Origin of the sequence: Kutzneria sp. 744 (assembly GCF_000568255.1) — a bacterium.
Lineage (GTDB): Bacteria > Actinomycetota > Actinomycetes > Mycobacteriales > Pseudonocardiaceae > Kutzneria.
On sequence record NZ_KK037166.1, the window covers coordinates 9003980 to 9029890 of the forward strand.

Below are 25911 nucleotides of genomic sequence, written 5' to 3' on the forward strand. Positions count from 1 at the left end.
CCAAGATGCAGGCCGAGCTGGACGAGGTGATCTGATGCCGATCGCCGTGGACATCGACGTCATGCTGGCCAAGCGCAAGATGTCCGTCGGCGAGCTCGCCGACCGCATCGGCATCACGCCTGCCAACCTCGCCGTCCTCAAGAACGGCCGCGCCAAGGCCGTGCGCTTCGCCACCCTCGCCGCCCTCTGCGACGTGCTCGAATGTCAGCCCGGCGACCTCCTGCGCTGGGTCGCCGAGGAAGCCGCCGTCGTCTGATGCCCTAGGGCTCGATGATCGCTGGATGCTGGGGATCGTCGAACTTCACGACCACGTCGGCCACCGTCGCCGGTTCCACCTCGTCGCGGTACCGATCGAAGGCCGGCAGCGTCCAGTGGTCGTCGTCCGGTGTGCGGCGGCGCAGGGCGGCGGGTGACATGTCCAGGTGGACCGTGAAGTCGAACGGCAGCCACCGGCCGAGCAGCAAAGCCCCGTCCAACAGGACTATTCCGTTGGCTGGTACCTCCACATAGGACACTCGGCTGGCCCGATCGGTGTCCGCGTTCCACAGTGACGGAAGCACCGAGCCGCTGCCGGCCGGATCGGCCGGGTCCAGCACCTCGCGGGCCAGGCCGTTGAGATCGAGCCAGTCCTCGAAGTACGAGTCGGGATCCGTGCGTCCGTGCTCGAACCGGAGTGAGGCCGGCCGGAGAAAGTCGTTGGCCGACACGCGAAGCACGGACCGTCCGCGCAGGCGGAGGGGATCCACCAGCGCCTCCGCGAGCGCCCCCGGCCGGGCCGCCGGGGCGGCGTCTTTTTTGTACCCGCAGCCGCGCCGGCCCGAGGTCCGTGATCCGGTCGGCCAGCTGCTCGACGAGGACGTCGAAGGAGACGGGACGAACCCTCATGCGAGCGAAACCTTTCGGCCGGAAGGCGAGCGCCTCACTCCTTGGCCGGAGCGGGAGGGGTGGCGGGCGCGGCGGCGGCGGGGACGGCTCCGCGGCAGCGGCGGGAGTGGGGGCGGCGGCCGGGTCGGGGGCGACCTGGGGCGTGGGCTCGGGGTCGGTCGCCGGGCGAGGGCCGACGCCGGCGGCGAGGACGGCGCTGTTGGGCAGGCGCACGACGCCGTCGTCGGTGTTCAACACGACGTACACGAGGCCCATCTCCACCACCATGCCCAGGTGTGGCCCGCCGAGGGCCCCGGAGTGGATGACGATCTGGTCGCCGATGGTGAAGGGCCGGGAGACCAGCAGGACGAGGCCGGCGAAGAGGTTGCCGAGGGACTGCTGGCAGGCGATGCCGACGACGACGCCGGTGAGGGCGCCGCCGACCAGCAGCTGGCCGATGCCGACGTTGAGCATGCCCAGCGCGGTGACGACGGCGACCTGGTAGCCGACCAGCGAGATGCCCAGGCGGATGATGCCGGCGTGGCTGATGCCGATGTGCGACTGGGTGTGCCGCACGACGACGTTGCCGAGGTTGCGGATGGCGATGACCATCACGGCCAGGAACAGGAACGCCCCGGAGATCGACACGACCTTCTGCCACGCCATGGCGCCGGCGTCGAGCCCGCCGAAGATCTCGACGGCGATGACGATCAACGCAGCCAGGGTCCCGGCGCCGATGGTGCGCTTGGTGTCGGGAAACAGCCGCCGTGCCATGTGCATCTCCTGCCGCCGAACGAGGTCAGCGGACAGACTCTCACGCCCCGGCGCGGGCCTGCTCGATGACCTCCAGCACGGCGATGGCCTCCTCGGGCGTCACCGGCACGTGCCCCTCGCCGCGCACGGCGTCACGCATGAGGGCGTAGAAGTCCTGGTACGCGCCGGGAACCGACGTGACGCGCCGCGGCGAGCCGTCGACGCCGAGCTGACCGGACAGGGCCGAGGGCTCGACGCCCCACTCGGGACCGCCGGGACGGTTGCCGGCCCGCAGGGCGTCCTCCTGCCCGTCCAGGCCGAACTTCACATAGCCGGCCTTGTCGCCGAGGACCCGCATCCGCGGCCCGAGCTGCGGGGTGAGCGCCCCCATCCACAGGTGCGACCGGACGCCGCTCTTGTGGGTCAGCGCCACGAAGGAGTCGTCGTCGACCTGCACGCCGGCCCGGCGGCGGTCCAGTTCGGCGTAGACGGACCGAACCGGCCCGAACAGCTGGAGGGCCTGGTCGATGAGGTGCGAACCCAGGTCGTACAGGGCGCCGCCGGCCTCGGCCGGGTCGCCGAGCTCGCGCCAGCCGCCCTTGGGGGTGGGCCGCCAGCGCTCGAACCGGGACTCGAAGCGGTGCACGGCGCCGAGCTCGCCGGCGTCGATGAGCTGCCGGACGGTGCGGAAGTCGTTGTCCCACCGGCGATTGTGGAACACGGCCAGCGGCAGCCCGAGCTCACGGGCGTGCGCGGCGAGCTTGCGCGCCTCCTCGGCGGTCGGCGCGAACGGCTTGTCCACGACCACGGCGAAGCCGGCGTCGAGCGCCTCGGTGGCCAGCGGCACGTGGGTGCGGTTGGGCGTGGCGACGACGACGAGGTCCAGCTCCTCGGACCACAGCTGCTCGGCGCGGTCGAGCGTGAGCGTGCCGGGGTGGTCGGCGGCGACCTGGTGCCTGCGCTCGGGATTGGCCGTCACGACGGCGGCCAGGCGCAGGCCGGGGGTGGCCGCGATCAGCGGGGCGTGGAAGACGGCGCCCGCGATGCCGTAGCCGAGCAGCCCCACCCGCAGATCGGTGCTTGCGTGCATGGCCCGAGTTAATCAACACTGTTGCGTAAATGCAAAGCAAACCTGGCGCGAACCTCGGCGCACTGCGCGACCACAACGCGGGTCTGGTCCTGGACCTGATCCGCCGCCACAACGGCATCAGCCGGGCCGACCTGGCGAACTTTACCGGCCTCACGGCCCAGGCCGTGTCGAAAATCGTGACGAGGCTCATCGAGGCCGGATCGGTCGCCGAGTGGAGTCAGCCCGCGTCGGGCCAGGCCGCCCCGACGGTCGGCCGCCCGACGACCCTGCTGCGGCTGGTGCCCGAGGCCCGACATGCCGTCGGCGTCCACCTCGACCGGGACGAGCTGCGCCTGGTGCTGGTCGACCTGTCCGGCCGGGTCATCGCGGCCGACCACCGGCCGGGCCTGGTCGGCTCGATCGCCGACCTGGTGGAGCCGATCCGCCGCCTGGCGTCCACAGTGGACCCGGCCACGCTGGCCGGCGTCGGCGTCGGCTGCCCGGGCCCGCTCGACCACCGCACCGGCGTGCTGCATCACGCGAATCGCTTGCCCGGCTGGGAAAACGCCGCGCTCGGTCCGATGTTGACGGACGCTCTGGACCTGCCGGTGATCGTCGACAAGGACACCAACACGGCGGTGCTGGCCGAGCTGTGGACCACCGACCTGCCCCGGCAGACGGCGATGATCTACGTCGGCACGGGCATCGGTGCCGGCCTGGTGCTGGACGGACGCGTCTACCGCGGCGGGCGGACCAACGCCGGCGAGTTCGGGCACACGGTCATGGCCCCTGGAACGGCCCGCCCTGGCTTGTTGTGGCCCCCCGGGGCTGCCCTGAAGGCGCTGTGCGGGCCGGCCCGGTCGTGGCGAAGGCGGCGGGCGAGCCGGTGCCGGAGTCCCTGGTGCTCACGCGCTTCGCGCAGCTCGACCACGCCGAGGTCGCCTGGGCGGGCGACCTGCTCGGCGTGGCCGTGATGGACCTGGTGAACCTGCTCGACCTGGACCGCGTAGTACTGGCCGGGCGGGCTGCCCCGGCCTACCTGGAAGGAGTCGGCCGGGCCCTGCTCGGTTCGGGTGTCGAGGCGATGCTCAGCGGCTGGGGGCCGCAGCTGGTCGCGGTCGGCGCGGCGACGTCACCGCTGGCCGCGTCTCTGACGGCCAGCGACGCGCTCGCGGCTCGACGGGGTTGAACCGGGGAGCGGCCGGAGTGGACAGCTGCCACCGGTGCGGCAGCCACAGTGGATGGCTGACCAGGTCGTCGAGCTGGAAGCCGCACTGCCACTGGGTGAACCGCGGCCGGTCCAGGGTCTTGTCCCACTGGGTCGCCTGGGCCAGCAACAGGTTCACCACCGCCAGGGCGGTGTTGCTGTCGCCGACGGCCATGATGGAGCCGTCGTGCTGGATCCACGCCGTGCCGTGCGCCGGCTCGTGCTTGGCCAACCGACCCCGGTCCGGGTCGAAGTCCGGGTCGTCCAGCTCGGCCCGGGTGATCCGGGCGTCGCGGGCGGCCAGGAAGAACCAGAGGTCCTGGTAGTTGTCCTCGTCGAGGGCGATATGGCCGCCGGGCACCCGATAGGTGGCGGGGCCGCGTAGCACGCGGTGCGGGTCGTGGAACAGCGCGTCCGGGCGCAGCGGGCCGGTGGCAGGCGGGAAGTCGCCCCACAGCACCGGGCGGGCATGCGGGCCGGCGGCACGCTTGGTCACGGCGAGCACGGGATGCATGCCGCCGTGGGCCACCGGGGCGTAGATCACGCCGCCCGGGGCCAGCTGATCCAGCCAGTGCGGCGAGATGCCGGCCACCCCCGCGGTGACCACGATGCGGTCGTACGGGGCGGCCGTGGGGTCGCCGTAGTACGCGGCGTCGCCGGAGACGGTGGTGACCTCGTCCGGATCGAGCGGACGATCACCGACCGCGACCTGCAATACGCGCTGACCAGCACTGATATCCACCGCGGCGAGGAACTCGTCGGTGGCAGGGTTAGCAGTGTTCTGCTGTTTGATCATGTGAGGCGTACCCCCGAGTGGGTTTCCACTCAAACAGTGTGCCAGACGGGCCAATACCCGCGAGCCGGCTGAACGGCAGCCGCAGGGCGTCCCCCATCCTACCTCTTACCCGGGGATGAGTTTCCATAGGGGGTAGTCAAGGTCATAGTGTCGATCACCTGATCGAAATCAGCGTGCTGAGCACGGTGTGGAACGCGTCACTGGCCTGGGTGGCGCTGGTGCCCCCGTGCAGGATCCGCGTCAGGGTGCCGGCGCGCAGGGCGAGCAGGAACGTGGCGAGCTGCTTGGGCGGCAGCGCGCCGAGCGCGGAGTCGGCCGGCAGGACTTTCGCCAGAAGTTCACCGAACGCCGTCGAGGCCTCGTCGTCGTGTTGGTCCAAGCGGGCGACGAGGTCGGGGTTGCGCACCGCGTGGATGCGGAACTCCAGGATCACCGTGCTCAGCGCGCTGTCCTGCTCGTTGAGCTCCAGCAGCTCCCTGGCCAGCATGTCCGGGGTCACATCGCTGGCCGCGAGCACGGCCAGCCGCGCCCGGCGGTCGGTGGCGTACTGGTCGAAGACCTCCACCACCAGCTCGTCCTTGCTGCTGTAGTTGGAGTAGAAGGCGCCCCGGGTGTAGCCCGCCCGGGCGCAGATCTCGTCGATCGAGGACGCGTGGTAACCACGCTCCGCGAGGACCTCGACCGCCGCACGGAGTAGTCGCGCCTTCGTGTGCACCCGTTTGCGCGGTGCCGACTCCGATGCGTGGCTGACGTCACTGTCAGAAAGCCCCATGACTGACACGATACAGCTCTACACTCAGTACGTCGGTGCATTCAGTGCATTGGTGTATCCAACCCGGAGGGGAATCGGCCGTGGCCAGCAGGAAGCAGCCCGCTCGAATCGTCGTGCTCGGTGGAGGCTACGTGGGCCTCTACACCGCGCTGCGTCTCCAGAAGAAGCTGCGCTCCAACGAAGCGTCCGTGACGGTGATCGACCCGCAGCCGCACATGACGTACCAGCCGTTCCTCCCGGAGGCGGCGGCCGGCTCCATCGAGCCCCGCCACGTCACCGTCCCGCTGCGTCGGACCCTGGACCGCTGCCACGTGCGCACCGCGCGCGTCACCGCCGTCGACCCCGACCGCAAGATCGTCACGGTGAAGACCGAGAGCGGCTCGATCGACGAGGTCCCGTACGACACCCTCGTCGTGGCCCTCGGCGCGGTCACCCGCCTGCTGCCGATCCCGGGCCTGGCCGAGCACGGCATCGGCCTCAAGACCATCGGCGAGGCCGTCTACCTGCGCAACCACGTGCTCTCGCGGCTGGACCTGGCGGCCAGCACCACCGACGCCGCCACCCGTCGCAAGCTGCTCACCTTCACGGTCATCGGCGGCGGCTTCGCCGGCGTGGAGGCCCTGGGCGAGCTCGAGGACATGGCCCGCTCGGCGCTGAAGTACTACACGACCATCGAGCCCAACGACATGCGCTGGGTGCTGGTCGAGGCCGCGCCGCGGATCCTGCCCGAGGTCCGCGAGAGCCTCGGCGTGTACACGGTGGACAAGCTGCGCCAGCGCGGCATCGAGGTCTTCCTCAAGACCTTCGCGCAGAGCGTCGAGAACGGCCACGTCAAGCTGTCCGACGGCACCGAGTACGACAGCGACACGATCATCTGGACCGCCGGCGTCACCGCCAACCCGGTGCTGGCCGAGGCCGGCATGCCGCTCGACCAGCGCAAGCGAGTGGTGGCCGACGCCGCGATGCGGGTGCAGGGCCACGAGGGCGTGATCTGGGCGGCCGGCGACTGCGCCAGCGTGCCGGACCTGTCCAAGCGGGACCAGGACCCCGACGCCACCTGCGCGCCCAACGCGCAGCACGCCGTGCGTCAGGCCAAGGTGCTCGCCGACAACATCCTGGCCTCGCTGCGGGACAAGAAGGTCGTCGACTACTTCCACAAGAACGTGGGCGCCGTCGCCAGCCTCGGCCTGCACAAGGGCGTCGCCGACGTCTACAACACCAAGGGCAAGGGCTGGACCGCCTGGGCCGCGCACCGCGCGTACCACGTGGCCAAGATGCCGACGTTCAACCGCAAGGTGCGCATCCTCTTCGGGTGGATCGGCGCCGGCCTCCTGGGCCGCGAAGTCGTCTCGATGGTGCACGTGGCCGAGCCCCGCGCGCTTGACGCCGGTCAGATCAGCAACATGTTGAGCCGTCAGGACTTCGCCAAGAAGTAACGCCGTCTCGACGTCGACAGCCCCTTGCCGCTGACCCGCGGTGAGGGGCTGTTGACTATCCGTGCGAGTGGAATAATTCGGACGGCGTGTCGCGTCGTCCATGACATGATGGCGATCTGAAGACTTTCTTGCTGTGACCGCTGCCAGCGCCGTGTGCTGCCATCGAATGCGGACGCTGCCGACGGGGGGATCCCGCTGATGACACACACCATGCCGACCGAGCACGCCACCGAGAGCCGAGCGCCCGCCAAACCCTTTCTGCTGATCGGGATCCTGGTGATGTCCGCGTTCGTGATGATCCTCAACGAGACGATCCTGAGCGTCGCGCTGCGGGATCTGACCTTGGACCTGAAGATCTCGACCACCACGGTGCAGTGGCTGACCAGTGGCTTCCTGCTGACCATGGCGGTGGTCATCCCGACCACCGGCTTCATGCTGGAGCGGCTCACGCCGCGCCAGGTCTTCCTGATCTCGCTGTCCGCGTTCAGCCTCGGCACGCTGCTGTGCGCGGTGGCCACGGGTTTCCCGATGCTGCTGATCGGCCGCATCGTGCAGGCCTGCGGCACCGCGGTGATGCTGCCGCTGCTGATGACCACCGTGATGAAGCTGGTGCCGGCGGAGCGCCGCGGCGCGGCCATGGGCACCATCACGATCGTCATCGCGGTGGCCCCGGCCATCGGCCCGACGATCGGCGGCGCGGTGCTGTCCTCTCTGGGCTGGCGCTGGATGTTCGGCATCGTGCTGCCGCTGGCCGTCGCCGCGCTGATCGCCGGCGCGTTCCTGCTCAAGCTGGACAGCGAGACCCGGCAGGTGCCGTTGGACATCTGGTCGGTGATCCTGTCCGCGCTCGGTTTCGGCGGCGTGCTGTTCGGCCTGTCCGGCAGCGCCGACCCGTCCAGCCAGCCGCTGCCGCCGTGGCTGTCGGTCGTGGTCGGCGTCGTGTCGCTGGTGCTGTTCACCTGGCGCCAGCTCCGGCTCCAGCGTGAGGACCGGGCGCTGCTCGACCTGCGCCCGTTCACGCACCGCAGCTTCGTGGTCTCCCTGGTGCTGACCAGCGTGTTGTTCATGTGCCTCATCGGCGCCGGCGCGATCCTGCTGCCGCTGTACCTGCAGACCGTGCTGCACCAGAGCACCTTCGTCACCGGCCTGGCCGTGCTGCCCGGTGGCCTGGTGCTCGGCCTGCTCGGCCGCCCGGTCGGCGCGCTGTACGACAAGATTGGCGCGCGGCCGCTGGTGATTCCCGGCGCGGTTGCGATGGCGGTGGCCCTGTGGCTGTTCGCCACGCTGAGCGCGGACTCGCCGCTGATCGAGGTGATCGGCATCCAGGTGCTGCTGATGGGCGGCCTGGGCCTGATGATGACGCCGCTGTTCACCGAGGGTCTCAACGACCTGCCGGAGCACCTGTACTCCCACGGCAGCGCGATCATGTCCACGTTGCAGCAGGTCATGGGCGCTCTCGGCACGACGTTGTTCGTCGCGGTCGCCACCCTGGCCACGCTCGACGGCGTGGCCGGGCCGGACGCCAGCGGCCTGCGAGCCGCGTTCATCGTGGCCGGCTGCCTGGGCACGATCGGCGTCGTCGGCTCGCTGTTCATATCGAAACGCAAAGCGGTAGAGGCGTGACGAAGCGGCCCCCGGTTCACACCGGGGGCCGCTTCTCGTTTCACAGCTTGACGGTCTGACTCGCGTCGTTGGCGGTGATGGTCAGCGACGCCGGCCCCGGCCGGCAGCGTTCGTAGTCGCCGGTGGTGGGATCGAAGGCCAGGACATCGCCCCAGCCGCAGCGCGTGTCGCCGACGTGCACGCCGTGGCTGCCGCTCCAGGTCACGCTCATCGGGTACCGCAACGGCAGTCCCTGGGTGCTGGCGGCGGTGATCCTGTTGTCGGCGACCGTGATCGTGATGCCGTCCAGGATCGGTCGGAACTGCACCTGGCCGTTGACCGTGGTCCAGCCGGTGGTCGCCGTCGGCACGTGGATCCACGGCACGCCCTCGTCGCGTTCCACCCCGACGGGGCCGTGGGCGTCGATCACCTGGGCGTTGTGCGGCAACCATTCGTCGAGCATTCGCCGCTCGTTGGGGTCGGTGATCCCGTAGGTGACGACGACCACGCGCCCGGTGAGCTGGGCCCGCAGCCCCGACAGTTGTGCGTAGTCAGAGGTGCGCAGCGCCCCGGTGGCCGAGTTCAGCAGCACATAGCGGATTCCGTCCCGTACGAACGTCTGGTGATCGGGCCCGAACACGCTCGTCCAGTCGGGGCCGTAGTCCGCGCCGGGGGAGTAGTACACCGGGAACCGCCCCCGCACGGCCGCGTCGACCTCGGCCTTGGCCTGCTCGCCGGAGATGCCGTCGACCACCAGGAACCTCGGGTGCGAGGCGATGGCCTCGGCCAGGGCCTTGGCGGTCACCAAGGAGATCACCGCCAAGCCGCCGTCCGAAGTGGACTGTTCGCGGACCAGCGGGTCGAGCACCGGCGGATCCGGCGGCACGGTGACCGGCAGGGCTGCCCCGGCGGTCAGGTCGTCGAAGTCCAACTGCCCGCTGTACTGGGCCCGCGTCGCCTCGATGGCCTCGACGCCGCGCACGGTGATCGGCGACTTCACCGTCGCTGGGATGGTGAAAGTCGTTTTCTGCCAACCGTTCCAGCTGACGTGGTCGCCGTAGACGGAGCTGTTGGCCCCGGACGCGTCGGTGATCAGCGCGGCCAGCCACTCTCCCCTGCCGTCGCCGTTGACCGACATCTCGAACTGCCGGGCGGTGCCGTCGACCGGGATCGGCGTCGGCGCGGCGGCCACGGCGGTCCTGGTGTCGATGGACTTGGTGAAGTCGAAGTTCAGCCTGAGCGCGTTGCCGGTCTGGCCGGGGGCGGGGCTGATGGCCCCGGATCCCCGGGCGGAGCTGAACTTCCAGCCCGTCACGTCGTCGAATCCGGTCACCGGCTCGGACTTCAACCCCACGGTCACGCCGAACGCCGTCACGCGGTCGCCCACGTGCACGGTCACGACCCCGATGCCCTGCGCGGCCTTCGGCGTGATGGCCAGTGTGCCGTCGGGATTCGGGGTGATCGACACGAGCGAGCGGTCGTAGTCCAGCGTGGTGTCGACGGGATCGATCGCCGCCGAGTCACCGATCGCGTCGTAACCCGTGACCTGCACGAGCCCGGTCTGCCCGGCCAGCAGCGACACGGTCCGGGGCGTGGCCGCGATCCGAGTCAGCCTGGGCAGAACCTGGATCTTGCCCCGCTGGGTGACGCCCTTGGCCGTCACGGCAACGTCCAGGGCCCCGGGTTGACGCCCGGTGACCAACCCGTCGCGGTCCGCCCCGATCCACCGCGGGGCCCCGAGATCGGCCGGCCCGTACTGCTCGTCGTGGCCGGTCGCCTTGAGCTGGCGGTGCAATCCGGTGAACACCTTGTCACCGGTGGTCAGGTCGATGCCCGTGAGCCGGCCGCTGCCGGGCGCGGCGAACAGGCCGATCCCGTTGCCCACCTCGCGTTCCACACCGTCCGAGGGCACATTCCGTTGCCACACGTTCGGCGTGCCGGCGTCGCGGCTGACCAGGCTGGAGGAGCCGCCGCCGTCAATGATGACCGCGTTGTAGGCCCCGCGCTGCTGCATGATGTTGGCCAGCTGCTGCTCGGTCACGCCCCGGCTGGCGGTCGAGCGGCCGTCGATGACCACCAGCTGCATCTTCTTGCCGTCCTGCGAGAACCCGACCGCCGTCTCCGGGTTCAGCGCGGTGTCGTCGAGGGTCTGCACCTGCCCGTCCCGCACCGCCACGTCCCGCACGCCCATCAGCGCCTGGAACGAGTCGGCCGGATCTGTCTTCGGCGCGTACGTCACGGAAATCGGAGCGCCGACGGCCACGGCGGCCAGCAGATCCGCGTCGGATCCCGTGCCGGACAGCACAAATCCGTTGTCCGGAATCGGTCCCGAGCCCGTTCCCGTGGCATGCGCGGTGACAACCCCGTTGACCACGGTCAGTTCGTGAACCTTGGTCACGTTGTAGAACGCGCGGGATGCGGTTCCCCACGCCGGCGTGAACACCGCGAGACCGTTCGGCGGCGCCTGTTCCTGGTTCAGTCCGTCCAACGGGAACTGCCCGGACGGCAGCGTGACCTTGCCGTCCAGATAGGCGTTCACAATGCGCCCGATGTCGTTCACGTCCACGCCCACCGACGGCCGCCACGGCTGCGGATCGGTCCAGGGGCCCTTGATCAGCTGCCCCTTCGACACCTCGATGCCCCGGGGCGCGCCGGTGTTGTTGATGTCGAAGAAGTCCCCGTTCACGCCGGCGAAGGCGTGCTGGGCGGTGGCCATCGCGGTCACGGTCTCGACCTGGCCGACGTGCGGCGGCGTGAGCAGGCCCACGGTCAGGCGTGGATCGCTCAGGTCGGCGGTGAGCACGTCACCGCGCAGCCAGCCGTTCGGGTCGACCCGGGTGAAGGTGGACAGGGTGGTTCCCGGGCCGACCGGCTTGGCCGTGTCGTCGACCTGAACGGGTGGTGGAGGGGTAGTTTCCCCCGTGGAATCCGCGGTGGCGGAGGGTGTTGCCGTCAACGAGATGACGACCAGGAACGCGGCGAGTGCGGACAGCGAGGCCGGCCTCATGAGGTTGATAATTTGCCCACAGGGTAGGCTCGATGCAAGTTCCTCACCGATTCGGCCCAGCGTGGCGTCACGCTCCGCGAACGGCGGCTAGAATCGCGACAGGGCGGGGCCGCGCCATTTGTCCAGCCCGAACGATGTTTTCACGAGCTTGTAAGGATGGCTGTCGTATGCCCCCGACTCCCGCCTCCGTCGTCGAGCAGTGGCAAGACCTGCCGAGGGCGGTGCTGCAGGACAAGGTCCGCCAGGTGGTCAAGCGCCGGGACGCCGAAGCCAAGGTGATCTGGACCCACGTGCGGGCCAATTCCGTGCTCGCCGCCCAGGTCCGCGGCGCTCTGTCCGCGCTGCGGGCGGAGGTCAAGGGCACCCGCGACGAGGTCATGTGGACGATGTGGATCGATCAAGCCCGCTCGGTCCTCGACGCCACCCCGGACAAGCCCTCTGCGTCGGACAAGCCCGTTGCGTCGGACAAGCCCGCTGCCGAGAAGCTCGCCTCGGACAAGTCCGTAGCCCAGAAGCCCGCCGCCGAGAAGCCGGTCGTCGAGAAGGCCGCCCCGGCCGTTGAGGAGAAGACCGTGAAGAAGGCCGCCGAGAAGGTCACGGCCGACCAGGCCGCCGAGCCCGCCGCCGAGGAAAAGCGCCCGGAACGCGGCCCGGTGGCCGAGATCACCTTCACGCCCCAGCCCGTGGAGCAGCCCCGCACCGCCCCCGCCGTGGTGCCCCCCGTCCTCTTCCAGGCCCCCGGCGCCTGACCAAGATCAAGGGACCGATCCTCTCGTTGAACGTCAGGAAGGACCCCTTCCTGACGCTGCGGTCAAGATCAAGGGACCGATCCTGGCGTTCAACGTCAGTAAGGGGCCCTTCCTGACAAAAGCGGGGTCACTCGGGTGTCCGCTCGCGCGGCGGGCGTGCGGAGCACTAGCGTCCCCCGAATGGTCCATGGTCCGCGGTTCCAGCTGGGGCTGGTGGCGCTCGTGCAGATCCTGGTGCTGGCGCTGTGGTTCTCCGCCTCCGCGGTCGCCCCGGCGCTGCGGGCCGATTTCACGCTCAGCGGCACGCAGTCGGTGTGGCTGACGGCGACCGTGCAGGTCGGCTTCGCCATCGGCGCGGTGGGGTCGGCGCTGGCGAATCTGGCCGACCGGATCCGGCCGAACGTGCTGATCGCGCTCAGTGCCGTCCTGGGCGCGGCGGCCACCGCGGCGCTGGCGCTGGCGGCCCATGACGCATGGACGGTGCTGGCGCTGCGCCTGCTCACGGGCGTGTGCCTGGCCGGCGTGTACCCGCCCGGCATGAAGATCGTGGTGTCCTGGCTGCCCAACGCCCGAGGGCTTGCGCTGGGCCTGGTCGTCGGGGCCCTGTCGGTGGGGTCGGCGGCGCCGCAGCTGATCAACGGCCTGACCACGCTGCCCTGGCGAGGGGTGCTGCTGGCGGCGGCGGTGCTGGCCGTGGTCGGCGCGGCGGTCTCGCTGGCGTTCATGCGATCGGGGCCGGCGATGAGGCCGACTCGGGTTCCGGATCCCCGCTACGTGCTGAGGATGTTCGCCGACCGGAAGCAGCGGCTGGTCAACCTCGGCTACTTCGGGCACATGTGGGAGCTGTACGCCCTGTGGTCCTGGCTGCCGGTCTACCTCGCGGCCAGCGGGGCCGTGCAGGGACGCGCCGGCGTCGGCGTGGCGGCGTTCGTGATCGCCGGCGGGTGCGGGTTGGTCGGCTGCCTGGTCGCCGGCTACTGGGCCGACCGGCACGGCCGGGCCTACGTGGCGATGCTGGCCATGCTGTTCAGCGCGGTCAGCGGCTTGCTGTCGGTGGCGGTGTTCGACGTGCCATGGCTGTTTCTGATCGTGCTGGCGGTGTGGGGCGCGACCGTGATCGCCGACTCCGCGCAGTTCTCGGCCGCGCTGACCGAGGTCGCCGACCAGGAGTACGTCGGCACGGCCCTGACCGCGCAGACGGCCATCGGCTTCCTGGTCAGCGTCGTGACGATTCAGGCGCTGCCGGTGCTGGCCGACCTGGTCGGCTGGCGGCTGGCCGTGCCGCTGCTGTCGATCGGCCCCCTGCTCGGGGCGGCCGCCATGGCCCGGCTGCGGACCCTGGTCAGGGCGTAGCGGCCGGCGGCAGTTGCGCCGGGTCGCCCACCGGCCAGTCGTCCGGGTGCTCGCCCAGCTCGCTGAGCTGCTGCAACTGGAGTCGGCACCAGGTGGACAGCCGCGGGTCGTCGAGCATGCCCAGCAGCTCCGGCCAGGTCACCCAGCGGGCGTCCTCGACCTCGGCCGGGTCCCTGGCCACCTCGCCGTACGCGCGGGCCCGGAACACCGGGCACATCTCGTTCTCGACGATGCCGTCCTGCTCGGCGACGTAGCGGAACCGCGGCAGGATCAGCTCCACCTGACCCACGTCCAGGCCCAGCTCGTCCTTGACCCGGCGGCGCACCGCGTCGGCCATGGACTCGCCGTCGGCCGGATGGCCGCAGCAGCTGTTAGTCCAGACGCCCGGGAAGGTCGCCTTGGACAACGCCCGCCGCGTGAGCAGGACCCGGCCCGCGTCATCGACCAGGTAGCTGGAGAAGGCCAGGTGCAACGGCGTCTCGCCGTGGTGCACCGTCGCCTTGGGGGTGGTGCCGACGTTGTAACCGTCCTCGTCCAGGAGGACCACATGCTCCTGTGCCACGTGCCGAGCCTAGCGCCGGAGACGGGTGCGAGATCATGTCCGCATGCCCACGTCACCCATCCGGACCGTCGAGATCGCCGACGACATGATCCGGCTCGGCCAGTTCCTCAAGCTCGCCGACCTCGCCGAGGACGGCACGCACGCCCGCGAGCTGCTGGACCCACAAGGCACAGCGCAATAAACCTCGACTCTCTTCGCACCACCAGCTTGTTATGTTTGCCCATACACAATTTGTCGGTTGTAATGACCACCCGTGATCAAAACTACGATGCACACCTATTGGGCTCAGATGATAATCTGTAAGAAACTCAAAGACAAATTTGTTGAACGCAATCGAGAGCCTGGTAACACTTTGGACGCGCGCGGCCCGGGTTCCGAGCACAAGATTTAGAGTAACGGGTGACCCGATACTTTAGCGAGCTTCCCCGGTGCCGGACCGACCGACCGGAAGTCCTTGCTAGTTACACAAACGTCAGCTGGTCGACGGCGACGTGGTCGCCGTCGAGGGGCGGCAGGTCAGGCTCGCCGCCCGGTCGTGATTGTCGGTTTTTACTCGTCGTCCTCGCCCTGACGGGCGTGGTCGGCCTTGCCGGGCGTGGGATCCCGGTCCATGTCGATCAGCGGATGCCGCTCGGCCCCCTCGGCCGCGGCATGCCGCCCGTTCTGTTGGTGCTCCCCTGGCTTTGTCACCCGGACAGCCTACGGACACTCCGTCAGGTCGTGTCAGGAACCCGTCAAAGTCCTGGTCGAACGCGTAGGGACGCGGTCAACGGCGGGTCTTTCGGCCACGGTCGGGGCTGCACTGGGTGGCATGTCGGACAAGCACCTGCTGGCCGGCGGGTTCGGCTTCCCGCTCGGCTTCGTCGTCGCCACCCTGGTCGTGCTCGGCTCCGCCGCGCTCGGCGCCTTCGCCCATCCCGTCGCCGTGCTGGTCGCGCTGGCCGTGGCCACCGCCGCCGTCTCGGCCACCACCACCCTGCCGGCCGCCCTCGGCACCGCCGCTGTGAGCTGGGGCCTGTACGCCGGCTTCGTCGTCGGCGAGTTCGGGCAGCTCACGCTCACCCGCCCCACCGCCCTCGCCGCCGCCGTCCTGGCCTTTTCCGCGCTCGCCGCCTTCGGCGTGTCCACCCTCCACCGCGAGTCCCGCTCTCGGGCAGCCATGAAGCCGGTTCGGGCCGTCCGCCTGACGCCACCGGTTCGGGGGTAACCCACGTCACTCTGTTAGTTGTAGTATCGCCGGCATGGTGTGGGTGCTCGGCGGTCATCAGACCGACTTCGCGCGGAACTGGCCCCGGGCCGGACTGGAGGTCTCCGACCTGGTCGCGGAGGTCGTCCAGGAGACCCTGGTGGACGCCCGGGTCGATCCGGCGGCCATCGGCGTGATCCACGTCGGCAACGCGTTCGGCCAGCTGTTCACCGGGCAGGGGCAGCTCGGCGGCATGCCGGCCACGGTCGACGACCGGTTGTGGGGCGTGCCCGCCACCCGGCACGAGGCCGCCTGCGCGTCCGGCGGCGTGGCAATCCTGGCGGCGATGGCCGACCTGGAGTCCGGCCGCTACGACTGCGCGCTCGTGCTGGGCGTGGAGCTGGAGAAGACCGTGCCCGGCGACCTGAGCGCCCAGTACCTCGGGGCGGCGGCGTGGGTCGGGCACGAGGGCCAGCAGGCCAAGTACATGTGGCCGCACATGTTCAGCCTGCTCGCCGACGAGTACGACCGCCGCTACGGCCTCGACGACGCCTACCTGAACGCCATCGCCGAGCTGAACTTCCGCAACGCGCGGGCCAATCCGAACGCGCAGACCCGGGCCTGGGAGTTCGGGCCGGCCAGCTTCACCGAGGACGACACGGCCAACCCGGTCGTCGAGGGCCGCGTCCGCCGCCAGCAGTGCAGCCAGGTCACCGACGGCGGCGCCGGGGTCGTGCTGGTCTCCGACCGGCATCCGCGGGCCGGCTCGGCCGGGGCCGCGCGCATCGACGGCTGGGGGCACCGCACCGTCGGCCTGCCGCTGCAGGCCAAGTTCGACCGCAGCCGTGACGAGCCGTATGTGCTGCCGCACGTCCGGCGGGCCATTCTGGACGCCTATGGCCGCGCCGGGGTCGATTCCGTCGACGGCATCGAGACCCATGACTGCTTTGCCATGTCCGAATACCTGGCGATCGACCATTTCGGCCTGACCGGGCCGGGGGAGAGCTGGAAAGCCGTCGAGAACGGCGAGCTGGAACGGGGCGGGCGGATTCCCGTCAATGCCACCGGCGGCCTGATCGGCGGCGGTCATCCCGTCGGCGCCACCGGCGTGCGCATGCTGCTGGACGCCGCGCGGCAGGTGACCGACCGGGCCGGGGAGTGTCAGATCGAGGGCGCCCGGCGGATGGCCACCCTGAACATCGGCGGCAGCACGACGACAACCGTGACTTTTGTGGTGGGGAGCCAGGATGGACGTTGAGATCGTCGGGCGGATGCTGTCGACGCTGCCGGCTGACGACGACCACCCGTACCGGACCGGGCCGTGGCGGCCGCAGCACACCGAGTGGCGGGCCGACGACCTGGAGGTGATCGGCGAGCTGCCGGCCGACCTGGACGGCGTCTACCTGCGCAACACCGAGAACCCCGTGCACCCCGCCATCGAGCGCTACCACCCCTTCGACGGCGACGCCATGATCCACATGGTCGGGTTCCGGGACGGCAAGGCCTTCTACCGCAACCGTTTCGTGCGCACCGACGGCCTGCTGGCCGAGAACGAGGCCGGCGGCCCGCTGTGGGCCGGCATCGCCGAGCGGGCCGGCATGTCCACACGGGCCGGTTGGGGCGCGCGGGGGCGCATGAAGGACTCCTCCAGCACGGATATCGTGGTGCACAACGGAATCGCGTTGAGCAGCTTCTACCAGTGCGGAGACCTGTACCGGCTCGACCCGTTGACGCTGGAGACCCTGGGCAAGTCCTCGTGGGTCCCCGAATGCGGGGTCTCCGCGCACACCAAGGTCGACGACGCCACCGGCGAGCTGTTGTTCTTCAACTACAACACCTCCGCGCCGTACCTGCACTATGGCGTCGTGGACCCGGCCGACCAGCTGGTGCACTACGTCGACGTGCCGCTGCCCGGGCCGCGCCTGCCGCACGACATGGCGTTCACCGAGAACTACGCGATCCTCAACGACTGCCCCATGTTCTGGGACGCCGACCTGATGGCCAAGGGCGCCCACGTGCCGCGGTTCCACCGGGACATGCCGTTGCGGCTGGGGGTCATTCCTCGCCGTGGGGGCAGCGACGAGGTGCTGTGGTTCGAGGCCGAGCCCACCTATGTGCTGCACTGGGTCAACGCGTACGAGGAGGGCGACGAGATCGTGCTCGACGGCTTCTTCCAGCACGACCCGATGCCCGCCGACAACGGCCAGCCCGGCTCGATCCAGCGCATCTTCCGTTTCCTGGCGTTGGACCGGATGCAGACCCGATTGCACCGCTGGCGGCTCAACCTGGCGACCGGGCAGTGCAAGGAGGAGCAACTCACCGAGTCCATCACCGAGTTCGGCATGATCAACTCGGCTGTCGGCGGCCGGCCCTACCGCTACACCTACGCCGCCACCGGCAAGCCCGGCTGGTTCCTCTTCGACGGCCTCGTCAAGCATGACCTCTCGACCGGCTCCGAGGAGCGCTTCTCCTTCGGCGACGGCGTTTACGGCAGCGAGACCGCCGTCGCTCCCCGGGTCGGTTCCACGGCCGAGGACGACGCCTACCTCGTCACGCTCACCATCGACATGGCCAACGACCGCTCCGAGTGCCTCGTCTTCGACGCCCAGCGCGTCTCCGACGGCCCCGTAGCCCGGATTCGTTTGCCCGAACGCGTTTCCAGCGGCACCCACTCCACGTGGGCGCCCGGCTCGTCGCTACCGGGTTGGCATGCTTGACGTCACCGAACTCCCCGCCGGGCAGCGCAACGCCGTCGGGGTGACGCTCGGGCTGCTCGGCGACGAGTGGTCCCTGCTCATCCTGCGCGAGGCCTTGCTCGGCGCCAGCCGCTTCGTCGACTGGCGGGCCCGGCTGCCCATCTCCAACGCGGTGTTGGCGGCCCGCCTGTCGCGGCTCACCGAGGCCGGGCTTTTCGTGCGGGGCAACGGTTATCGCCTCACCGAGCGCGGGGCCGACGTCTGGTCCGTGCTGCTCAGCATCTGGGCCTGGGAGGACCGCTGGGTCCCCAGCCACCCCGAGCGCCTCCCCGGCCGCGTGCACCGCCTGTGCGGCAAGCCTTTCGACCCCGTCTTGGTCTGCTCCGCCTGTGACACCGGCGTTCTGGCCATCGACCACTCGCTCGAAGGCGGCTTCGGCCCCAGTGGCTCCTGGGAACGCTCCGTGCCGGAGGCGACGACCAGGCGGCGGTCCGTGGGGGACGCCGGGCTTTTCCCCGAGACCACGGCCCTCATCGGCAACCGCTGGTCCGCCGCTCTGGTCGGCGCGGCATTCCAAGGGGTGCACCGCTTCAATGATTTCCAGCGGTGCCTGAACACCTCGCCGACCATGGTCGCGGACCGGATCCGCACGCTGTGCTCCCTCGGCGTGCTGTCCGACGACTACCGGCTCACGGGCAAGGGACTGGCCTTCTTCCCGGTGGTGATGTGCCTGGTCGGCTGGGCGCAGCGGTGGTACCGGGCCGAGGAAGGGCCGGCGCTGGTCTACCGGCACCTGCCCTGCGGCACGGACTTCGAGGCGGCGCTGGACTGCTCGACGTGCGGGGATCGCCTGACCCGCAAGGATGTGGTGCCTACCAGCTGACCGGGCCGTTGTCGTCGAAGAAGCCGCCGGTCGGGCCGTCGGAGGCCAGCACGGCCAGTTCGACGGCGATCTTCGCGCCCTGGGCGGGCGTGCGGAGGCCGCGATTGCCGTTGAGGTCGGTGGCGACATAGCCCGGGGTGCAGGCGTTGACCTTGATCTGGGTGTCGGCCAGCTCCCGCGCGTAGTGCACGGTGACGGCGTTCAGCGCCGACTTCGAGCTGGAGTACGCCATGTGCAGCCCGAACGGGGAGTCCGTGGCGGCCATGTGGGAGAGCGAACCCAGCCGGCTCGACACGTTCACGATGCGGGCCGCGTCGGACTTGCGCAGCAGCGGAAGCACCGCGTTGGTCATGGCCACCACGCCGAAGACGTTGGTCTCGAACACCCGGCGCATGTCGTCCACCAGCGTCAGGCTCGGCGGCACCTCCAGCTCGTTGGCGATGGCCGCGTTGTTCACCAGCACGTCCAGGCAGCCGAACTCCGCCGCCACCTGGTCCGCGGCCGCGTCGACCGAGGACTCGTCGGTCACGTCCAGCAGCTGGAACCGCACGTCCAGGCCGTCATCGGCCAACTCGGCCACGGTCTGAGCGCCGCGCTGCCGGTCCCGCGCCGAGGCCAGCACCGTGAACCCCAGCTGGGCCAGGCCTTTGGCGATCTCCCGTCCGATTCCCTTGTTGGCGCCCGTCACCAGCGCCACCCGTCCGTTCTTCGTCATGGGTTTCATCCCATCACCTGGAGCGCGCTCCAGCGCAACTCACATACCGCCGGCCCGGACCAGGCCGCTCTCGTAGGCCAGCACCACCAGTTGCGAGCGATCGCGGGCGTGCAGCTTGGCCAGCAGCCGGCTGACGTAGGTGCGGGCGGTGGCGGGGCTGATGAACAGGGTGGCGGCGATCTCGTCGTTGGAGCGGCCGGCGGCCACCTCGACCAGCACCTCGCGTTCGCGGTCGGTGAGCTCGGGCAGCGACGTGGGCCCGATCGGCGAGGCCTTGATCGCCGCCGTCATCACGCGCCGGGTGACGGCGGGGGAGAGCAGGGCCTCGCCGCAGGCGACCACCCGTACGGCCTGGCGCAGCTCGTCCGGCGAGACGTCCTTGAGCAGGAAGCCGGCGGCCCCGGCCCGGATCGCGTCGAACACGTGCTCGTCGGTGTCGAACGTGGTCAGCATGACCACCTTGACCGCGCGCAGGTCCGCGTCGGCGACGATGCGCCGGGTGGCGGTCAGGCCGTCGACACCGGGCATGCGGATGTCCATCAGCACCAGGTCTGGGCGCTCGGTGCGGACCAGTGCCACCGCGCCGGCGCCGTCCTCGGCCTCGCCGACGACCGTGATGTCCTCGGCCCGTTCCAGCAGCGCCCGCAGCCCGGCCCGCACGAGGTACTGGTCGTCGACCAGTGCGACCTTGATCATGACAGCGGAAGCCTTGCCGCGACGCTGAAGCCGTCGGGCCGGCTGGCCGTGGTGACGGTTCCGCCGAGCAGCGCCGCCCGCTCGCGCATGCCGACCAGACCGTGTCCGTCGCCGGTGTCGTCGGGGCGTCCCGTGCCGTCGTCGGTGATCTCGATGGCCAGGTCGTCGCCGTAGCGGATCAGCACCTCGGCGCGCGTGGCATTGGCGTGGCGCAACACGTTGGTCAGCGACTCCTGGACTATTCGGTACGCGGTGGTGTCCACGATGGCCGGCAGCGGCGTCGGGTTCCCCTCGATGTGCACGGTGACCGGCAGCCCGCTCGATTCGGCCAGCCGATCGAGCCGACTCAGGCCACTGGTCGGCAGCGTGCTCACGCCGTCGGCGCCGCGCAGCAGGCCGATGCTCGCCCGCAGCTCCCGCATGGTGTCGCCGCTGGCCTCCCGGATGCGGGCCAGCGCCACCCGTGCCGCCGGCAGATCGTCGTCCAGTGCTTCGTCGGCGACGTTGGAATGCAGAGAGATCACCGAAACCGTGTGCGCGATGACGTCGTGCAGGTCCCGCGCGATGTGCATGCGCTCCAACTCCACCTGCCGCGTGGCCTCCTGCTGACGCTCGATCTCGGCACGCTCGGCCCGTAGCCGCATCTCCTCGCGCAGCAGGCGACGCGTGCGCACGCCGTCGCCCAGCAGCACCACCGCCGCCATCAGGACCACCGATGTGGCGAACTCGTAGCCGAACAGGTAGGCGAGGCTCTGGCCTTGGCTGACCCGGTAGGCGCTCGACAACGTCAGCAGCACCACGCAGGCGATCACGGCGGCCATGATCCGGCCGGCCTCGGCGGCCGAGTACAGCGCGGCGGCGACCGGAACGGCCAGCCCGATCGAGGGATAATCGGCCGCGTAGTAGGCGAAGAAGCCGACCACGGTCGCGACCAGCGCCAGCACCGGAAAGCTCAGCCGGACCAGCATCAGCGCGCCGAGGCCGACCGCGAAGGCGTACGCGAACACGTCCGGCGGCCGACCGCCGCCCAGGTCGGCCGCGATCGCCACGCTCACCACGACGACCACCGCCGCGGCCAGCGCGCCGTCGAACACCTTCGGCGCGGTCACAGCGGCCAAGTGTAGGGACGAGCGACGTCACCCGGCGCGGATTGTCGACAACCGATGTACCCGGCGGCGCTACGCGAGATCGTGCCGGTTCACGGACCGAGATCTGGGGGCACAACGGCATCTTCCCCGGTCCTGCGACCACGGGATGGACGTCACCGGGCCTCCAACGCCCGCCGCTACGAGCTCGCCCTCGATTCGGAGGACACGGTCTTTCTCCAGGCTCGGGGGGAATCGCCGAAGGCGCGGGTGAAGGCGCGGCTGAAGGCGGCTTCGGAGGTGTAGCCGACGCGCGCGGCGATACGGGCGATGGACTCGGGGGTGGAGGCCAGCAGGTGGGCGGCGCGTTCGAGGCGCTGGCGGGTGACGTAGGCGCCGGGCGGCTGGCCGAGGAGGGTGGCGAAGCGGGCGGCGAAGGCGGACCGGGACAGTGACGCGAGGGCGGCGAGGTGGTCGACGGACCAGTCGCGGGCGGGGTCGCGGTGGATGGCGGAGAGCACGGGACCGATGGCGGGATCCATGGCGGCGGTGAGCCAACCGGGGCTGGCCTGCTCGCCGGAGGCGGCCCACACCCGTAGCGCACGGATGAACAGCAGATCGAGCAGGCGGGCGACCATGACCCGGGAGCCGGGCTTGGGGTCGGCGAGCTCGGAGAGCATGAGCTGGCGGCCGAGGGGAAGCCAAGGGACGTCGCCGGAGTCGCCGTGGACGACGACGGCGGCGGGCAGGACGCCGAGCAGGGGATCGGCGACGAGGTGGTCGACGAGGAAGTGGCCGGTGATCCAGGTGGCCTCGGAGACCCGCACGGTGTGGGCGTCGCCGCGGGCGAGCAGGGCCATGTCGCCGGGGCCGAGGTCGACGGGCGGGTGGCCGCGGAACTCCAGGCGCAGCGAGCCGTGCTCGACCAGGTGCAGCATCCGGGCGCCGGCGGGGTGGCGGTCGCGGCGCGGGTGGTCGGTGACCGAACGGACGATCCCGCCGCCTTCCAGATGGACGGCCTGAAGCAGGTCCGAGAGGGCATCTGCTGGAGGAACGGCAAAGTCATCCGGCTTCTCAGGCATGTTTCTTGTCCCATCCTCCTCGTAACGTGGACGAGTCCACCCGATTCGACCGCAGGAGGCAACCCGACATGTCCACGCCGACGATCGTGCTCGTGCATGGTTTCTGGGGCGGCGCGGCCCACTGGGCGAAGGTGATCCCGGAGCTGCGCCGCCGCGGTTACGGGGACCTGCACGCGGTGGAGAACCCGCTCACCTCGCTGGCCGACGACGCGGCCCGCACGCAGCAGATGATCAAGCAGGTGGACGGGCCGGTGCTGCTGGTCGGCCACTCCTACGGCGGCGCGGTGATCACGGAGGCCGGCGACCTGCCCAACGTGGTCGGCCTGGTCTACGTGGCGGCGTTCGCGCCGGACAAGGGGGAGAGCCTGGCCTCGATCGGCGAGGTCGTGCCGGCGCCGGGCGGGGCCAACATCGCCCCGGACTCGGACGGCTACCTGTGGATCCGCCAGGACAAGTTCCAGGAGAGCTTCTGCCAGGACCTGCCCGACGAGGAGGCGCTGGTCATGGCGGTCACCCAGAAGGCCCCGCTGGGCGCGGCCTACGTGGCCCCGGTGACCGTGCCGGCCTGGCGTCACAAGCCGGCGTGGTACCAGGTGTCCACTGAGGACCGGATGATCCACCCGGACAACCAGCGCCGGATGGCGGCACGGATGGAGGCCCGCAAGGTGATCGAGCTGCCGGCGGCGCACGCCTCGCTGGCTTCGCAGCCGGTGCCGATCGTGGACCTGATCGACGAGGCCGTCCGTGACCTGAGCTGACCGCTGGTGTGCCGCCCGTGCAGTCTCGGCTGCACGGGCGGCCGCCGCGTGCGGGTCGGTCGAGGGTTTCTCGGTTACCGTCGGTGGATGTGAACCGTGAAGCCGAGTGCGTGGAAGCAGCCTTCGTGGCGGAGTGCCTGTCCGACGGCATAACGGTGCGTCGCGTGGGCGGCGGGGTGGCGGCCAGGGCTGAACGAGATCCGGGGCACTTCTGGACCAGGGCGTTCGGCTTCGACCGGCAGCTGACGGACGAGGAGCTGCTGGAGATCCTGGACTTCCATCAGGGGGCCGGCGAGCTACAGCTGGCGCCGTGGGCGTTTCCGCCGGGGTGGGAGGAGATCCGCGCGGCCAATGGCCTGGGGGAGGCCGGTTCGTGGCTGAAGTTGGGGTGCGAGATCGGAGCGGTCCGGCACCGCGATGACACGGCGTTCTCGATCACGGAGATCGGCCCCGACCAGGCGGGGGACTGGGCGGGAGTGATCGCGAGCGGGTTCGGGCTGGAGGATCATCTCGTCGAGACGCTGATTCGGTCGGTGGGGCGGCCGGACGCGCGGCACTTCGTGGCATGGGACGGCGCGACGGCGGTCGGGGCGGCATGCCTTTACCGGCAAAGGGAACTGGGATATCTGACGACGGCGGCGACGCTGGAGTCGCACCGGAACCGGGGTGTGCAGTCGGCGCTGATCAGCCGCCGGGCCAAGGAAGCGGCGGCGGAAGGCTGCTCGCGGCTCGTCGCGGAGACGGGGAAGCCGTTGCCCAGGGCCAAGAACTCGTCGTTCAACAACCTGGCCAGGGCCGGCCTGCGGCCGCTGTACGAACGCCGGAACTTTCAGTCCGACAGCAGGTAGAACGACCACTTGTCGGCCCCGACGGGCAGCATCTCGATCGTGGCGAAGCCGGCCTCCGCCGCGTACCGGCGCACGGTCTCGGGCCGCATGACGGTGCCGGTGGCGGCGGAATCGGGTGCGTCCATGGCGTCGGGCAGGCAGGAGATGACGCTCCAGCCGTAGAGGTACTGCTCGCGCTGGGATGCGGGCATGGTGGGCTCGGGGTCGGTCCGTTCGTCGATGACAAGCACGAAACCGCCGTCGGCCAAGGACTTCCGGGCGGCGGCGAGCACGGCGACCGGGTGGGACATGTCGTGCAGGGCCTCGATGATCGCGACCAGGTCGTACGGGCCGTCGAGGCCGGTGGCGGCGTCGGCGGCGGAGAACCGAACCCGGTCGGACACGCCCGACTCGTCGGCGCTGCGCGCGGCGGATTCGATGGCCTGTGCGTCGAGATCGAGGCCGTGCACGGTGATCTCCGGATACGCCAGCGCCATCGCGATGCTCGACCAGCCGAGCCCGCAGGCGATGTCGGCGACGCGGGCCGAAGTGGACAGTCGCTTGTGGACGTCGGGAATGGCCGGCAGCCACTGCTGGCCCAGCAGGTTCATGAACACCGGCTTGTTCGACGGCCAGCGGCCCTCCGGCTCCCAGGTCATCGGCGGCGGCGCACCACCCGTGCGGAACGCGTCGACGACGTCGCCGAGGCGTCGGGCGGCGCGGACGAGCTCGACGCTCATCGAGGTGGCGAACAGCAGGCTCGACGAGTCGGCGAGCACCGGAATGTGCTCCTCGGGCAGGAGATATCGGCCCGGCTCGGCCATGTCGAGCAGGCCGGCGGCGGCGTGGTGTTCGAGCCACTCACGGGCGTACCGCTCGGCGGTGCCGGTGCGCGAGGCCAGCTCGGCCGGGGTCAGCGGGCCGCCGTCGGCGAGCGCCCGGTAGTACCCGAGGCGCTCGCCGAGGTACATCGTGTACAGTTCCAGCGCGCCGACGGCGTTCTGGAAGACGCGGGCGGACAGGTCGGTCGGCTCCATGCCGTTCGGCCTGCCAGATCCGCTCAGGACAGGGCCTTCACCGCGACCTTCAACACGATGATGAGTGCCCCCACGAGCGCGCTGGTCAGTCCGATTCCGACGCTGGCCCGCCCCGAGTGCCCGCTTCGGCCGGCCGCCAGCAGACTCCAGCCGAACATCAGCGCCACCGCCGAGCCCAGCGCGATCCACACCGCCGTGTCGATCGGCACGCCCGCCGCCGCCAGGAGCAGCAGCACGATCAGCGGCAGCAGGGCGTTCTCGACGATCGAGAACTCCTCGGCCAGCGAGTGCCGCAGGCCCCGCAGCCACGACGGCGAGCCGCCGGCGATGCCCTCGTGCAGGAAATGCGCGTGGGAGAAGGCGATCCAGTAGACCAGCAGCGTCGCCGGCACCGTCACGATCGTGGCGATGAGCTTGTCCTGCTCCTGCACCGTGGCGATCAGCGCCGCGCAGATCGCCGTGCCGTGCACGGCGCCGGCCGCGTTGTGGGAGGGCTCGACCACGTGGGCGAGAACCTTGAGCTAGCGGTGCATGCCGGGAATTTAACAGGTGCAGGGGGCTTCATGGTTTCAGTGGAGATCGAATGTCACGCACCGAAACCGAACCACCTGAACAGCGTCGAGTCGTGGAACGAGACGATCCCGGCGATTCGGGAACCGCGCAGCGACAGGACGGTGATGCCGTGCTCGTGGCCGTCCAGGTAGGTGGCGAAGGCGGGCTGGGCGTTGGCGGAGGTGGGCAGCAGGCGCCAGGAGCCGGAGCGGACGACACGGCCG

26 protein-coding genes and 3 pseudogenes are annotated in these 25911 nt (G+C 70.3%); 14 read left to right on the forward strand and 15 right to left on the reverse strand.

The annotated features are described in order from the left end of the window. Positions 1-34 precede the first annotated feature (34 nt). Entirely contained in the window at positions 35-256 is a 222-nt protein-coding gene (locus KUTG_RS41330) for a helix-turn-helix domain-containing protein (protein WP_043724855.1), read from the forward strand. A gap of 4 nt (positions 257-260) precedes the next feature. Here the strand turns inward: KUTG_RS41330 and KUTG_RS41335 are convergent, their stop codons facing one another. Then, the gene (locus KUTG_RS41335) at positions 261-746 is read right to left on the reverse strand and encodes a nucleoside/nucleotide kinase family protein (RefSeq protein ID WP_232241232.1); all 486 of its coding nucleotides are present in this window, start codon (positions 744-746) and stop codon (positions 261-263) included. Positions 747-1131: 385 nt separating this feature from the next. Then, positions 1132-1230, reverse strand: a pseudogene (locus KUTG_RS66675) (mechanosensitive ion channel family protein); the annotation flags it as partial. Here KUTG_RS66675 and KUTG_RS64525 point away from each other — a divergent pair. After that, complete coding sequence (locus tag KUTG_RS64525) at positions 1183-1707, forward strand: hypothetical protein (RefSeq protein WP_232241233.1); 525 nt, start codon at positions 1183-1185, stop codon at positions 1705-1707. The pseudogene KUTG_RS66675 and the gene KUTG_RS64525 sit on opposite strands and share 48 nt — an antisense overlap. Here the strand turns inward: KUTG_RS64525 and KUTG_RS41340 are convergent. Next, positions 1679-2707 (reverse strand): Gfo/Idh/MocA family protein, encoded by a 1029-nt coding sequence (locus KUTG_RS41340; protein WP_043724856.1) that lies wholly within the window; start codon positions 2705-2707, stop codon positions 1679-1681. The genes KUTG_RS64525 and KUTG_RS41340 overlap by 29 nt on opposite strands. Before the next feature lie 29 nt (positions 2708-2736). Here KUTG_RS41340 and KUTG_RS41345 point away from each other — a divergent pair, with 29 nt between their 5' ends. Continuing rightward, positions 2737-3660, forward strand: a complete 924-nt coding sequence (locus KUTG_RS41345) for an ROK family transcriptional regulator (protein WP_052396010.1) — start codon at positions 2737-2739, stop codon at positions 3658-3660. A 114-nt stretch (positions 3661-3774) separates the two neighbouring features. On the opposite strand, the gene KUTG_RS64530 is transcribed toward KUTG_RS41345, so the two are convergent. Beyond that, entirely contained in the window at positions 3775-4689 is a 915-nt protein-coding gene (locus tag KUTG_RS64530; protein WP_157495152.1) for a hypothetical protein, read from the reverse strand. Between the two features lie 154 nt (positions 4690-4843). Continuing rightward, positions 4844-5461 (reverse strand): TetR/AcrR family transcriptional regulator, encoded by a 618-nt coding sequence (locus tag KUTG_RS54590; RefSeq protein ID WP_084580401.1) that lies wholly within the window; start codon positions 5459-5461, stop codon positions 4844-4846. Between the two features lie 80 nt (positions 5462-5541). Here KUTG_RS54590 and KUTG_RS41360 point away from each other — a divergent pair, with 80 nt between their 5' ends. Together KUTG_RS41360 and KUTG_RS41365 are read left to right on the forward strand one after the other, a co-directional pair. After that, positions 5542-6897, forward strand: a complete 1356-nt coding sequence (locus tag KUTG_RS41360; RefSeq protein ID WP_043724858.1) for an NAD(P)/FAD-dependent oxidoreductase — start codon at positions 5542-5544, stop codon at positions 6895-6897. A gap of 198 nt (positions 6898-7095) precedes the next feature. Next, the gene (locus KUTG_RS41365; protein WP_043724861.1) at positions 7096-8520 is read left to right on the forward strand and encodes a DHA2 family efflux MFS transporter permease subunit; all 1425 of its coding nucleotides are present in this window, start codon (positions 7096-7098) and stop codon (positions 8518-8520) included. A 40-nt stretch (positions 8521-8560) separates the two neighbouring features. Here KUTG_RS41365 and KUTG_RS41370 read toward each other — a convergent pair whose 3' ends face one another. Beyond that, entirely contained in the window at positions 8561-11506 is a 2946-nt protein-coding gene (locus KUTG_RS41370) for a phosphodiester glycosidase family protein (protein ID WP_043724864.1), read from the reverse strand. 167 nt (positions 11507-11673) lie between these two features. On the opposite strand from KUTG_RS41370, the gene KUTG_RS41375 reads away from it, so the two are divergent. Together KUTG_RS41375 and KUTG_RS41380 are read left to right on the forward strand one after the other, a co-directional pair. Beyond that, positions 11674-12255, forward strand: coding sequence for a prolipoprotein diacylglyceryl transferase (locus KUTG_RS41375; RefSeq protein WP_043724867.1), 582 nt, complete (start codon positions 11674-11676; stop codon positions 12253-12255). Positions 12256-12435: 180 nt separating this feature from the next. Continuing rightward, complete coding sequence (locus KUTG_RS41380; protein WP_043724868.1) at positions 12436-13608, forward strand: MFS transporter; 1173 nt, start codon at positions 12436-12438, stop codon at positions 13606-13608. Here the strand turns inward: KUTG_RS41380 and idi are convergent. Beyond that, positions 13598-14170, reverse strand: coding sequence for an isopentenyl-diphosphate Delta-isomerase (gene idi / locus KUTG_RS41385; RefSeq protein WP_043724871.1), 573 nt, complete (start codon positions 14168-14170; stop codon positions 13598-13600). The genes KUTG_RS41380 and idi overlap by 11 nt on opposite strands. A 43-nt stretch (positions 14171-14213) precedes the next feature. On the opposite strand from idi, the pseudogene KUTG_RS57210 reads away from it, so the two are divergent. Then, positions 14214-14336 (forward strand): annotated as a pseudogene (locus tag KUTG_RS57210) (RNA-binding S4 domain-containing protein); the annotation flags it as partial. Positions 14337-14719: 383 nt separating this feature from the next. On the opposite strand, the gene KUTG_RS62255 reads toward KUTG_RS57210, so the two are convergent. Beyond that, the gene (locus KUTG_RS62255; RefSeq protein ID WP_198047486.1) at positions 14720-14860 is read right to left on the reverse strand and encodes a hypothetical protein; all 141 of its coding nucleotides are present in this window, start codon (positions 14858-14860) and stop codon (positions 14720-14722) included. A gap of 121 nt (positions 14861-14981) precedes the next feature. On the opposite strand from KUTG_RS62255, the gene KUTG_RS41395 reads away from it, so the two are divergent. Genes KUTG_RS41395 through KUTG_RS41410 form a run of 4 tightly spaced genes read left to right on the forward strand, consistent with a single transcriptional unit; the run spans position 14982 to position 18935 of the window. After that, positions 14982-15377 (forward strand): hypothetical protein, encoded by a 396-nt coding sequence (locus KUTG_RS41395; protein ID WP_052396013.1) that lies wholly within the window; start codon positions 14982-14984, stop codon positions 15375-15377. Positions 15378-15411: 34 nt separating this feature from the next. Continuing rightward, complete coding sequence (locus KUTG_RS41400; protein WP_043724872.1) at positions 15412-16614, forward strand: acetyl-CoA acetyltransferase; 1203 nt, start codon at positions 15412-15414, stop codon at positions 16612-16614. Next, positions 16604-18073, forward strand: coding sequence for a carotenoid oxygenase family protein (locus KUTG_RS41405; RefSeq protein WP_043724875.1), 1470 nt, complete (start codon positions 16604-16606; stop codon positions 18071-18073). Before KUTG_RS41400 ends, KUTG_RS41405 begins: the two co-directional genes overlap by 11 nt. Continuing rightward, entirely contained in the window at positions 18066-18935 is an 870-nt protein-coding gene (locus KUTG_RS41410; protein ID WP_043724878.1) for a winged helix-turn-helix transcriptional regulator, read from the forward strand. Before KUTG_RS41405 ends, KUTG_RS41410 begins: the two co-directional genes overlap by 8 nt. On the opposite strand, the gene KUTG_RS41415 is transcribed toward KUTG_RS41410, so the two are convergent. From KUTG_RS41415 to KUTG_RS41430, 4 genes are all read right to left on the reverse strand, one after another. Next, positions 18925-19650, reverse strand: a complete 726-nt coding sequence (locus KUTG_RS41415) for an SDR family oxidoreductase (protein ID WP_198047487.1) — start codon at positions 19648-19650, stop codon at positions 18925-18927. The genes KUTG_RS41410 and KUTG_RS41415 overlap by 11 nt on opposite strands. Positions 19651-19689: 39 nt before the next feature. Beyond that, the gene (locus KUTG_RS41420) at positions 19690-20346 is read right to left on the reverse strand and encodes a response regulator transcription factor (RefSeq protein ID WP_043724884.1); all 657 of its coding nucleotides are present in this window, start codon (positions 20344-20346) and stop codon (positions 19690-19692) included. Continuing rightward, on the reverse strand, positions 20343-21455 hold the full coding sequence (locus tag KUTG_RS41425) for a sensor histidine kinase (protein ID WP_232241234.1): 1113 nt from the start codon (positions 21453-21455) through the stop codon (positions 20343-20345). The genes KUTG_RS41420 and KUTG_RS41425 overlap by 4 nt, the downstream gene beginning before the upstream one ends. Before the next feature lie 176 nt (positions 21456-21631). After that, entirely contained in the window at positions 21632-22513 is an 882-nt protein-coding gene (locus KUTG_RS41430) for an AraC family transcriptional regulator (RefSeq protein WP_063753632.1), read from the reverse strand. A 68-nt stretch (positions 22514-22581) separates the two neighbouring features. Here KUTG_RS41430 and KUTG_RS41435 point away from each other — a divergent pair, with 68 nt between their 5' ends. Beyond that, on the forward strand, positions 22582-23271 hold the full coding sequence (locus KUTG_RS41435) for an alpha/beta hydrolase (protein WP_043724889.1): 690 nt from the start codon (positions 22582-22584) through the stop codon (positions 23269-23271). Positions 23272-23360: 89 nt separating this feature from the next. Next, positions 23361-24119 (forward strand): GNAT family N-acetyltransferase, encoded by a 759-nt coding sequence (locus KUTG_RS41440; protein ID WP_052396014.1) that lies wholly within the window; start codon positions 23361-23363, stop codon positions 24117-24119. On the opposite strand, the gene KUTG_RS41445 is transcribed toward KUTG_RS41440, so the two are convergent. From KUTG_RS41445 to KUTG_RS62260, 3 genes and pseudogenes are all read right to left on the reverse strand, one after another. Then, positions 24101-25135, reverse strand: coding sequence for a class I SAM-dependent methyltransferase (locus KUTG_RS41445; RefSeq protein WP_043724891.1), 1035 nt, complete (start codon positions 25133-25135; stop codon positions 24101-24103). The two genes, KUTG_RS41440 and KUTG_RS41445, sit on opposite strands and share 19 nt — an antisense overlap. A gap of 23 nt (positions 25136-25158) precedes the next feature. Next, positions 25159-25638 (reverse strand): hypothetical protein, encoded by a 480-nt coding sequence (locus tag KUTG_RS41450; RefSeq protein WP_043724892.1) that lies wholly within the window; start codon positions 25636-25638, stop codon positions 25159-25161. A gap of 83 nt (positions 25639-25721) precedes the next feature. Continuing rightward, a pseudogene (locus tag KUTG_RS62260) lies at positions 25722-25911 on the reverse strand (RNA polymerase subunit sigma-70); the annotation flags it as partial.